The 11,481-nt window shown below is 44.3% G+C and carries 10 protein-coding genes; 3 read left to right on the plus strand and 7 right to left on the minus strand.

Translation table 11 applies throughout. The features are described 5' to 3' along the window. Window positions 1-16: 16 nt before the first annotated feature. Both ACTD55_RS12915 and ACTD55_RS12920 read right to left on the minus strand, forming a co-directional pair. Window positions 17-2,563, minus strand: a complete 2,547-nt coding sequence (locus tag ACTD55_RS12915; protein WP_438864750.1) for a tetratricopeptide repeat protein — start codon at window positions 2,561-2,563, stop codon at window positions 17-19. Further along, entirely contained in the window at window positions 2,556-3,296 is a 741-nt protein-coding gene (locus ACTD55_RS12920; RefSeq protein ID WP_438864751.1) for a PP2C family protein-serine/threonine phosphatase, read from the minus strand. Before ACTD55_RS12920 ends, ACTD55_RS12915 begins: the two co-directional genes overlap by 8 nt. A 148-nt stretch (window positions 3,297-3,444) precedes the next feature. On the opposite strand from ACTD55_RS12920, the gene ACTD55_RS12925 reads away from it, so the two are divergent. Further along, complete coding sequence (locus tag ACTD55_RS12925; RefSeq protein ID WP_438864752.1) at window positions 3,445-4,944, plus strand: Hsp70 family protein; 1,500 nt, start codon at window positions 3,445-3,447, stop codon at window positions 4,942-4,944. Between the two features lie 31 nt (window positions 4,945-4,975). On the opposite strand, the gene ACTD55_RS12930 is transcribed toward ACTD55_RS12925, so the two are convergent. From ACTD55_RS12930 to ACTD55_RS12940, 3 genes are all read right to left on the minus strand, one after another. Beyond that, the gene (locus ACTD55_RS12930) at window positions 4,976-5,194 is read right to left on the minus strand and encodes an RNA-binding S4 domain-containing protein (RefSeq protein WP_438864753.1); all 219 of its coding nucleotides are present in this window, start codon (window positions 5,192-5,194) and stop codon (window positions 4,976-4,978) included. 57 nt (window positions 5,195-5,251) lie between these two features. After that, entirely contained in the window at window positions 5,252-5,632 is a 381-nt protein-coding gene (locus ACTD55_RS12935) for a VOC family protein (protein ID WP_438864754.1), read from the minus strand. Window positions 5,633-5,738: 106 nt separating this feature from the next. Next, a complete protein-coding gene (locus ACTD55_RS12940) occupies window positions 5,739-6,398 on the minus strand; it encodes a TetR/AcrR family transcriptional regulator (protein ID WP_438864755.1) in 660 nt (219 codons plus the stop codon). A gap of 158 nt (window positions 6,399-6,556) precedes the next feature. Between ACTD55_RS12940 and ACTD55_RS12945 the strand changes: the two genes are divergently transcribed. After that, window positions 6,557-7,060 (plus strand): DUF2165 family protein, encoded by a 504-nt coding sequence (locus tag ACTD55_RS12945; RefSeq protein ID WP_438864756.1) that lies wholly within the window; start codon window positions 6,557-6,559, stop codon window positions 7,058-7,060. A 15-nt stretch (window positions 7,061-7,075) separates the two neighbouring features. On the opposite strand, the gene cysG is transcribed toward ACTD55_RS12945, so the two are convergent. Both cysG and ACTD55_RS12955 read right to left on the minus strand, forming a co-directional pair. Then, a complete protein-coding gene (cysG, locus tag ACTD55_RS12950) occupies window positions 7,076-8,443 on the minus strand; it encodes a siroheme synthase CysG (RefSeq protein WP_438864757.1) in 1,368 nt (455 codons plus the stop codon). Window positions 8,444-8,605: 162 nt separating this feature from the next. After that, window positions 8,606-10,345 (minus strand): DEAD/DEAH box helicase, encoded by a 1,740-nt coding sequence (locus ACTD55_RS12955; RefSeq protein ID WP_438864758.1) that lies wholly within the window; start codon window positions 10,343-10,345, stop codon window positions 8,606-8,608. Window positions 10,346-10,758: 413 nt separating this feature from the next. Here ACTD55_RS12955 and ACTD55_RS12960 point away from each other — a divergent pair, with 413 nt between their 5' ends. Beyond that, a complete protein-coding gene (locus tag ACTD55_RS12960; RefSeq protein WP_438864759.1) occupies window positions 10,759-11,388 on the plus strand; it encodes a MarC family protein in 630 nt (209 codons plus the stop codon). Window positions 11,389-11,481: the final 93 nt, after the last annotated feature.

Here is an 11,481-nt window from a genome sequence, read left to right on the forward strand (position 1 = left end):
GTGTCACTAAGGGCTGTTAATTGCTGCCTATCGTTATGATATTTTGTTCATTAGCCAGCTGACTGCTTGGTGAAGATTGCGATTGTGCCCGTCGAATGTTGGATAACAACGTTATGGTTTCGGTTAAGTCAGGATGCGTCTCACCCAGCATTTTGATCTGTACATCCCGTATTTTATTGGCCAGCGTCAAAGCCTGTTGATACTGATGAGTATCTAACAATAGCAAAGCTTGTTCTTGTGCCGTGTTCAGAGTTACTCGGTTTTCGAAACCCAAAGCTTGAGTTTGTTTTTCCAACGCCTCAGCCAATAACGCTGTGGCTTGGGTATATCGATGTTGTAGGCGAAATACGCGGGCTAATTTCATCTGTGTTTGCAGGGTTTCAATGTGATCTTTACCCAGCGCGTTACGACGTAAATCCAGCACTTCCTTAAATAACGTTTCTGCTTGAGGCAGGTTACCCAGACCCAGATAAATATCAGCCAGATTGTGTTTTGAGCCTAGTACATCAGGATGAGTAGGACCCAATACCCGCGATGCCAATTTAATGTGCTGTTCGACAAAAGGCTGAGCCTGGTTGAATTTGCGCTGAGTCAGCAGGTTAAGACCCAGCCGGCTCAGGCAACTTAGCGTGTAGGGGTGCTTTTCACCGTATATTTCTGTGCGTTTAGTCAGACAGGTTCGGTAGTAGCGTTCACTTTTGGCATAATTGCCCTGTAACAGGTTTAACTTGCCCAGTTGTTCAATTGAATACAAGGTGTGGCGATGAAATTCACCGAATAATGTTTTACGGCGCTGGTAGACATGCTCCAGAATCGTCTGGGCTTTTTCCAGATTGCCCATATTCATATAAAACATACCGAGATTATCCAATGCGCCTAAGGTATCACGGTGATCTTCACCAAATAACTTTTTGCTTAATTCATAGGCTTCAACCATGACGGGCAGATTTTTCTCATAATCGTACCGGTAGTCGTATAAAATGCTTAGAATAAACAAGGCGCCGAGATAGTCTTCACTATTGGTGGCGTGATTTTCACGATAAATTTGTACTGCGCGAGTTAAGTGCGTTTCAGCTAAATCCAGCATTCCAATTTCGTTATAGACTTTCCCTATTACCTGATGCAGCGCTGCGGCAACAAGGGGTTGACTGGTAAGGGCATGTTCGTCGTTAGTGTTTAATTGTTTGCTCGCTTGCGCCAAAACGTCTTTCACTTTGACATCTTGGCCATTACCTTTATACGGGTCCATTTCAACAAACATGTTTGACAGAAAGTTGGAGATGGCGTTGGCTCGTTCACTGTTGTGAATCGCTAAATCCCGTTCATAGGCGACCCGTTTGGATTGCTGCCAAATAGCCAGACCTGAACCCACAACAGCAAACAGTAAAACACTGCTTAATACACTAGCAACGCGGTTTCGTTGCAAAAACTTCTGACTACGATATAGCCAGTTTGGCGGCGTCGCCAACACCGGAAAGTGGGTTAGATATTTGTTGATATCGTTAGATAACTGAGCGACCGATTCATAACGTTGACGAGGCTCTTTTTGTAAAGCCATCAACGTAATGTTATCCAAATCTAAAGGTAACTGGCGTGGAGAGGTTTTTGACTGTGGCACCAAGCGACGGCTTGGTGGCTTAATCGTTGTTTCCAGTATTAATTGCTGGATGGTTTGAGTCTCACTTTCGCTTAAATTATAGGGACGTTCACCACAAAGCAATTCGTATAAAATAACACCTAAGGAATAAACATCGCTTAAGGTTGTAATCGACTCGCCCCGAATTAGCTCGGGGCTGGAGTATTGCAGGGTTAATCTGCGTTCACTGCTATTGGTGTGTTGTGCTGATGGCGTTATCTCGGATTTCGTTAGTAATTTAGAAATGCCAAAATCCAGTAGGCGCGGCTCTCCGTTTGCGGTAATCAATATATTGGAGGGTTTAAGGTCACAATGCACAATCAGCTTTTGGTGAGCATATTGTACCGCACTACATACTTTGCAAAATAGAACCAGGCGTTGTCGAAGCGAGAGTTGCTGAGCGTTGCAATATTCATTAATCGGAACACCCTCAATATATTCCATTACCAGATAAGGCAGGCCTTCATTAGTGGTGCCGCCGTCCAGTAAACGACTGATATAGGCATGTTCCAGATTGGCCAGTATTTGTCGTTCTGTAAAAAAATCACGCTTTACATGCTCACTCAATGCAGAGGAGCGAATAACTTTAATCGCCACTTGCTGATTAAATTGCTCATCGGCTCGTTCCGCCAGAAATACCGTGCCCATACCTCCATAGCCAAGGGGTTTGATTAATCGATAACTTCCCATTCGTTGGCCAATAAGTGAATCGTCATTCCCTAGTAATGAATGGGCTACTTGAGCAACCGGATTACCAAGTTGAACGGTCTGTTCGGTTTGATTCAATAATGACATGACTTGCGTATAGACATGCTCATCTACTTCGCCATCACATTGAGCGCGCACGAAGGATTCTTGCTCAGTGAGAGGAAGTTCGCTGGCTTGATGAAATAGTTGTTTTATTTTATGCCAGTCATTTTTATCCATTGGGATAGGCGTTTCCTTTATCGGTATTTATTAATGCATCAATAATCATCACGGTTATGTTGTCGCGGCCACCATGGTGGTTGGCTGCATCAATCAGTTGCTGCACTGCAATTGTCGAGTCGTTAACCGAGTTGATAATTTCCAGAATGTGGTTATCGGGCAGTTCATTAGTTAACCCATCACTGCATAACAATAGTTTTTCGTCCGGATGCAAAACACCGCTGACTTGACCTATATTGAGTTGCGCGATTAAAGGACTGCCTAAACATTGTGTTATCACATTCCGTTTAGGGTGCACGATTGCTTCCTCAGGACTCATAATACCCTCATCGACCCATTGCTGAACCAGGGAATGATCATGACTTAACTGGGTGATGTGACTACTGGACAGCAAATAAGCACGACTGTCACCTACCCAATGGATCCGGTAATGATTGTTTTTGACTTCAGCCAGCACCACAGTCGTACCCATGGTGTTATAGTGCGGATTATTCGATGCGGTAGACCGGATTAACTGGTGAGTTTTCTGAATCGATCCAGTGGCATCAGCTGCTGTTGTCATCATGGTGTAAATTTCGTCACAGGCTAACTGACTGGCTACTTCGCCACCTTGATGCCCACCCATACCATCCGCAATGATCCAAAAACCATCAGCTTGAGAGTAACGATAGCAATCCTGATTAATATGGCGTGTTTTACCGACGTGAGTCAGCGCAGCGCAGTTATGTAGCATGAAGTTCACAAATATCTAGATGGAATTTTGATAATAAGGGGAATTGATGGCACACGCAAATAGCGCTAGAAAAGACAAACGAACCTTTTTATTTAGCCTGTATTTGCTTTAATATCCGCGTTCAATTTTTAATAGGAAAATAGACGTTTTGACCGCAATTGGTATTGATTATGGAACCTCCAACTCCGAGGTGGTGTATTTTGACGGGCAGCAATATCAGCTAATCGAGTTAGATCCGCTGTCGGATACACCCTGTAAAATTCGTTCTTCAGTATTCGTTTATTATCCGGACGAACTTCCATTACCTCCGGCAGAACTGGTCGAAGCCAAAGTTGATCAATTGCAGCGTGCCATTGGCACTAAAATAGACAAGGCCAAAGAAGGTTATTATCAAGCTAAAGAACCCCGTGAACAGCAATTGTATAGTGACAGAATCGATAGTTTACGCGGCGATTTTCATAATAAGCCCATGCTTCAGCAGCAGGCGATTCATATCTTGATGGAAGATATGACGGTTCAAGATTTATCATTAAACAAGCTAGTCGAAACCGGCGAGTTCTTATTCGGTGAAGCGGGCTTCAGGCATTATCTAAAAGTACCGGATAAAGGGCGGTTAATCTATTCGCCCAAAAACTTTTTGGGGGCCAGTTTGCTCGGTGGTCAACAACAGGCCTTTGTCGGGTTAATTGCCAAACAGTTAGCTTATTTTCGCCACTGTGCCGAAAAGCAGTTGGGCACATCGGTCACTAAAGCTGTGATCGGACGGCCAGTACGTTTTCATGGTACGCGAGGCGAGGCGGGTAACGCTCAAGCGCTTGAAATTATGCGCGCAGCAGCGCTGGAAGCTGGTTTTGAAGCGGTCGAGTTTCTCGAAGAGCCAATTGCCGCCGCTTATAACATTGAACGTCAGTTACCTCAGGCACAGAATGTTTTGGTGGTGGATATTGGCGGTGGCACCACTGATATTTGCTGTATTCAACTATCGCCAGAACGGCTATTGCAGTTAGACCGGCAAAAAGATGTGTTGTCGGTAACCGGTACACGTATTGGAGGCATGGAGTGTGATAAAAATCTAATCACCAAAACCATTGCACCCACCATGGGCATGGGAACCACCTTTGGCAATAATCTACCAATCCCGCCGACCTATTTTTCGGATATGTGTGCGGTAGACAATATACCGCGGTTGAATAATTTTTTCTCGGACGAATATGGACTGGAAATCGCTCAAACCAAATCGGTATCCAGTCATCCGGATTTATTGCAGCGTTTATTGATTGTCCAAACCGAAAAGCTCTCGGCGAGATTGGTGAATTCATCCCGCTTAGCCAAAGAAATGTTGTCGGATAAAGCACAAATTACCTTACCACTGCGTTATATTCAGGACGATTATCAGGTAGAGATTAGTCAGGATGATTTGCGCCGTTCCATGCAAAGCTGGTTGCAGCGAGTTAAAAAATTAATCAACGAGTGTTTGGCTAATAGCAGCGAGCCACCACAAATGTTGTTTATTACCGGTGGTATGAGTTTATCGCCTATCGTGCGCCAAGAGATTATCGATATGTTACCCGACTTGCCATTAATGGAAGGGGATGCGTTTAATTCGGTGTGTCAGGGGCTTAGTATTCAAGCGGCGAAATTGGGCTAATTAGCCCTATCGCAAACATCGGCTGTTAAAGCTATTTTTGTTTCAATACGACTTTATATTTTTTATCCATAAAATCGATGATGTCACCGGCGATGATTTTTTTGCGGCGGCGAGTTTCGATTTCGTTATTTACCATTACCTGCCCATCATCAATGACGGCTTTGGCTTCGCCACCACTGTTTACCAGACTTTCGAATTTCAATATCTTATATAACTCGGTAGGCTCTTCTAAAATCTGAATTTCTTGCATACTGAATCTACCTTGTGGTGTTGAGAAAAAACATTAACTAAACCGATGTTTGCGGGATTATTTTAAAGAATGTAAACCGAACATATTGCCTTCGGTATCAATAATAAGAGAAATAAACCCATATTCACCAATGGACATTTTTGCACGCTGGATACGGCCCCCGGCTTTTTCGACGCGGGCTTCTTCAACGGCACAATCATCACAGGAAAAATACACTAGGGTACTATTACCTCCAGCAGGGAATCCGGCCATGTGGGTTAACGCACCGCCCGCACCATATCTTTGCATGTCGGATGGAAAGGCTAACATTTGTATGGACGTTTCAGAGGGATCGCTTAATTGTTCCAATTTAACAGCAAGCACGGTTTGGTAAAACTGTTGAGCTCGGTCCATATTATCGACATAAATTTCGAACCAGCCTACTGGATTAGTTGGCATGATTGACCCTCTTTATTTTGTGGTGGTGTTGCATTGACGTTAATCCCAAAATGCCATTAAAGCAAGTGACTCCGCTGGGTTAATTGGGCATCAAGCTCACCCGCATTTAGGCAAAAATAGTCTCGTCTAACAGCGTATCAATAGCCTGTTTGGCTGCGCTTAATGACATGCCGGAGTGCGGTTTCATAAGCAATTGATATTCAAGTTGTAAAAGCGTTCCCATCACAATATTGGCTTTGGCATCAGCGTGTTTTTCGTTGGCATTGAGGGCAATAAAAAACTGTTCGAGGGCATTGAGCATCACTTTTTGCGGGGCATACAGCGCTTCAGCTAGTTTAACATCACGTAACGCTTGTTGACGGAAGGACCACTCAATGATGCGGGCGTCATGATTTTCTGCTTGGGACTTTACATGTTGGAATAATAGCGTCTTTATGCTGGTTTTGAGGTTATCGCTATTATTGCTTTTGATAAACTTTTTAAGCTCGGTTAATGCGTGTTGTTCCAGAGCTTCAATTTCAAAGATACTGCGTTCAACAAAATATAGGTAGGCATCGTGGACTAATGCTTCAATATCGTCGAAGTAATAGGTGGTCGCTGATAAGGATACCTTCGCTTCTTTGGCGACCGAGCGGTGACGAACATCGCGGATCCCGTCGCGGACTATAATGTTCAGGGCGGCCGCCAAAATCGCGTCACGCTTTTTTTGACTGTCTTTTCGTTTAGCCGTTCGGCCTTTAAATTTTAAGTCTAGATGATGTTGCATAGCATCCGTTACTTATCGATAGGGGGCGACATCATACCTTAAGCGAATGATATGCCGCTAGGGGCTCTATGCTTTTGATGGACTAACTGTCTAAATGAAAATTTCCATATTGCCGTCTAAACTGAGGACGGGATTTAATTCAATGCTAAGGAACGAAGATGGGAATTCGTTATATTAAAATAATTCTGGTGGGGTTTGCTGCCTTTCAAGGAGCCGTTTACGGGCTACAAAATTTAGCTAATCTGGACAGTGCTTTTCAGTTTGTTGCGACCGTTATGGCAATGGAAAACCAGCCTTTTTACCATTCACCTATGCCGCCAATAACCAGTTCTACACTAGTTGGTATTGCGTTAGCACTAATAATACTGGTTGAGTTATCGGTGGGTATTTTCGGCTTTGTCGGCATGAGCCAGATGCTCAAAAATGTGAAACAGTCAGCCGCCCAATTTAATCAGGCTAAAAGTCATGCCATTGTTGGTTGTGGATTAGGGGTGGTTGTCTGGTTTGGTTTTTTTATGACTGTGGGCAATACGGTTTTTCAGATGTGGCAAACGGAGATCGGCCAGGGCGTAATGGAGGGAGCATTTCAATACGGTAGTGTGTGTATCTTGATATTACTGTTTATTGCGATGCCGGATGCTGATTTACACAACCCGCAATGAGCGAAATAGAGTCAGTTAACCAATTTTTTCGCGCAAGCTAACTACCGTCCCAACAATAATCAGCGCTGGCGGCTGGATATTCGCCTCGCTGGCTTTTTGTTGGATGTCCATCAAAGTACCGGTGACCACTTGTTGCTTGTCGGTGGTGGCAGATTGCACGACCGCAACTGGCATATCAGCCGCGACACCATGTTTTATCAACTGCTGGCTGATCACATTCAGGCCGGTCAACCCCATATAAAACACCATGGTTTGCCGTTGTCGCGCCAACGCTGGCCAATCGAGATCGATGCTACCGTCTTTTAAATGACCGGTGGAAAACACCACCGATTGGGCATGATCGCGATGGGTGAGCGGAATACCCGCATAAGTGCTGGCTCCTGTGGCTGCGGTAATGCCAGGCACCACCTGAAAGCTAATACCTTGCTCTACCAGAGTTTCTGCTTCTTCACCGCCACGGCCAAATATGTAGGGATCACCGCCTTTTAAGCGCACTACCCGTTTTCCCTGTTTGGCAGCATCGACCAGTAATTGGTTGATTTCATTCTGTGGAACCGAATGCAAACTGGCTTTTTTGCCCACGTAAATTTTTTCGGCATCGCGACGAACTAACTCTAAAATCGGTTTGGACACCAAGCGGTCATAAACGACTAAATCGGCTTTTTGCATCAGTCGTAATGCTTTGAAAGTTAATAAGTCCGGGTCGCCCGGTCCTGCGCCCACCAGGTACACACAGCCCGCTTCGGTTTGTTCATCTTGCTGTAATTTTTGTTCGATTAACTGTTCAGCTTGCTGGTTGTCACCGGCTAAAACGGTTTCGGCTATATCACCTTCGATAACATCTTCCCAAAAATGACGGCGTTGATTCACGTTATTGAAATGCGCTTTGACCTTATCGCGAAACTTGTCAGAGAATTTGGCCAGTTCACTCAGTCGTGCCGGTAGAATCGATTCCAGCTTTTGGCGCAGGTATCGTAATAAAACCGGCGCGGTGCCACTGCTGCTTAATGCCACCAGTAAGGGATCACGATCGACAATGGACGGGGTAATAAAGCTGCACAATTCGGTGTTATCCACCACATTGACCGGAATATTAGCGGCTTTGGCGAGCGTTGATATATCGCAATTGAGCTGATGATTGTCCGTCGCCACGAAAATAAGCTGCTGGCCTTGAATATCGCCCGGGTCAAATTCCCGTTGAATCCATTTTAGCAGGCCCTGCTCAGCCATTGCCTGGATGGTTTGACAGGCTTGTGGCGCAACAACACGGATCGTGGCTGGCGTTTTGGCTAATAGCTCTACTTTACGTGCGGCAACTTCTCCGGCTCCCACGACCAGACAATCTAAATTTTGCGCATTCAGGAAAACCGGGAAATATTGCATAGCGATTAAGTATCAATTCTCTGTATTTATTTGGCGAGGATATTTTGCCTGTTTTATATATAACAGATAAATACTAAATATCTCAATAATATTCCATAACGAAATATTAGAGTGACAAAAAAAGGATCCGAAGATCCTTTTTTATCGATATATCAAATGACTTTAGCTGCGACGTTTACCTTTGCCGCCTTTAGGTGGCTCGTCTGACCATTCACGTAAACCCAGAGGTTGTCCAGCAACCCGGGTTTTTTGTAACGTTTGACGCGCTTCGGCTGGCATACCTTCAGGTAAATCAACAGTGCTATAGGTATCGAAAATCTCAATTGCCCCAATATTTTTACTGCTGATATTGGCTTCATTGGCAATGGCGCCAACGATATTGCCCGGTTTGGCACCGTGGGTATGGCCTACTGCAATGCGATAACGCTGCATACCGGCTTCTGGTTTGCCAGAAGAACGTCTGCGTGGCTTGCGTTCACCATCGCGACCACCACGCTCACCGCGGTCAAATCCACGTCCTCCATCGCGAGGACGACGATCATCACCACGCTGGGGTTTAGCATCCAGATTAGGGCGATCAGATTCTTTCAGAATAAGCGGTTCGTCACCTTGTGCCATTTTGGCTAGGGCAGCCAATAACACTTCAGGGGCGGCTTCAGTTTCTTGCTGTATCGCTTCGATAACCGGCATCATGGTTTCAATTGACTTGTCGTTCATCGCTTCAATCACGTTTTGTTTGAAACGATTTAAGCGGGTTTCATTCAATTCGTTAATTGACGGGATCGGCATTAATTCAATGGATTGATTAGTGGCTTTTTCAATCGAGAACAACATGCGCTTTTCACGGTGCGAAATAAACAAAATTGCGTCACCCTGACGCCCGGCACGACCGGTACGACCAATTCGGTGTACATAGGATTCCGTATCGTAAGGAATATCGTAGTTGATAACGTGGCTAACACGTTCAACGTCCAAACCCCGTGCAACAACGTCAGTAGCGATTAATATATCAATATCACCGCGTTTTAAGCGTTCTACGGTTCTTTCACGGGCATTTTGCGGAATATCACCGTTAAGTGGTTCGACATCGTAGCCGCGGGCAGATAATTTTTCGGCCAATTCTAGGGTAGCGGTTTTGGTTCTAACGAAAACGATAACGCCGTCTGACTCTTCCACTTCCAGAATACGGGTCAGAGCTTCCATTTTATGGTGCCCTGCAACCTGGCAATAGCGCTGACGAATAGTGCTGGCGGTACTGACTTTTGACGCGATCTTGACGGTTTTCGGATTATTCAGATACTTTTTGGTAATAGTACGAATACGATCTGGCATAGTTGCCGAGAACAAGGCAGTCTGACGCTCTGCGGGAGCATGACTTAAAATCCACTCCACGTCATCGATAAAGCCCATACGCAACATTTCGTCGGCTTCATCTAGAACAAGGTATTTTAATTCGTTGAGCTTAAGTGTACCTTTCTTGATATGGTCGATCACACGACCCGGTGTGCCTACAACAACTTGTACGCCACGTTTTAACTGACGAATTTGGTTGTCATAAGATTGACCACCGTAGATAGGTAACACTTTAATAGCTTTGTTAAAACTGGCATAAGTGTGGAATGCTTCAGCAACCTGAATCGCTAATTCACGAGTTGGGGCCAATACCAGTAGTTGTGGTAATTTAGCTGAATCGTCTAAACGCGCTAGCATTGGTAGGGCAAACGCAGCGGTTTTACCTGTCCCTGTTTGAGCCTGACCCAATAAGTCGTGGCCTTGCATAATAAGTGGAATACTTTCTGCCTGAATCGGCGATGGTTTTTCGTAACCTACTTTTTCCAAAGCTTTCATCAAGCTTTCGGGTAGATTAAAGTCTTTAAATGTAATTTCTGTGCTGGTTGTCATTAAGGATACCTGGTGGCGAGCAGGCGATAAACTTGTCGGCTCGCTTGCCCGGATACAATCATAAAGAAGCAATTATATTAGAAATCGAGCCTTTACACCATTTTCCGCTGAAATTTGTCTAAATTACAGGTGTTTACAAATAACTAACATCTTCAGGCAGTGAGCAAGGTTAGTGAGGGAAGGTGCAATGGGAAGCAAAGGAATAATAGCTATGCGGTTAAATTATGACCTGCAACTCGTTAAAATAAGGATTAAGTGAATTAAATGTAAAAATGGACATGAAAGTGCATTTATAAGTTTACGATACTGGCTTTTTATTAATATATTAAATGCAGTTAATCTAAGATGAAAACCTATAAAATATAAACCATTAAACGATTATTGTTATTTTTATATCTATTACGGGGTTATTTATGGAGCAAATGCTATTTATATTCACTTCATTGTTTACCATGATCAATCCATTGGCGGCGGTTCCTTTATATATAAGTTTAACCCAAAACTTTAGTCATAAGACTCGCCGTAAAGTCATTCTAACCTCATGCGGTACCGCATTTATCGCCATGGTGATTTTTGCCTTGGTGGGAGAGGCCTTATTCCGTTTTTTTGGTATTAATGTTAATGCATTGCGTGTTGTAGGCGGTGTATTGTTTTTTATTATGGGCTTTGAAATGTTGCGTGGTCGCACCGTGCCTAAAAAACTGGATGATGAAAGTGATGATGCTTATGGTAAAGATATTGCCATAACGCCATTGGGAATACCGATGATTTGCGGACCCGGCGCCATCACCATGGTGATTCTGTTTATGCAGGAAGCCAAATCCACCGAGCATACATTAGCCGTCGTCGGTGCGATTTTTCTGGTCTGTCTGTCGGCTGCCATCATTTTTGCCATCGGAGAAGGATTGCTTAAATTAATGGGGAAGATTGGTGCCAGTGTCATGATGCGCTTGATGGGGCTAATTATGATGCTAATAGCGGTGGAATTCTTCTTCGCCGGTATTAGCTACTATGTCCAGATGGTATTGGATAAAGTGAGTTAAATTAGCATTAACTGTTAACGCCTTCCCGTTATATCTCCATCTCCCTATTGCTTTGATCACTACTAGACTGAATACGATTATGCATACGTATTC

The organism is Neptunicella sp., assembly GCF_048268085.1.
In the GTDB taxonomy this organism is placed as follows: Bacteria; Pseudomonadota; Gammaproteobacteria; order Enterobacterales; family Alteromonadaceae; genus Neptunicella.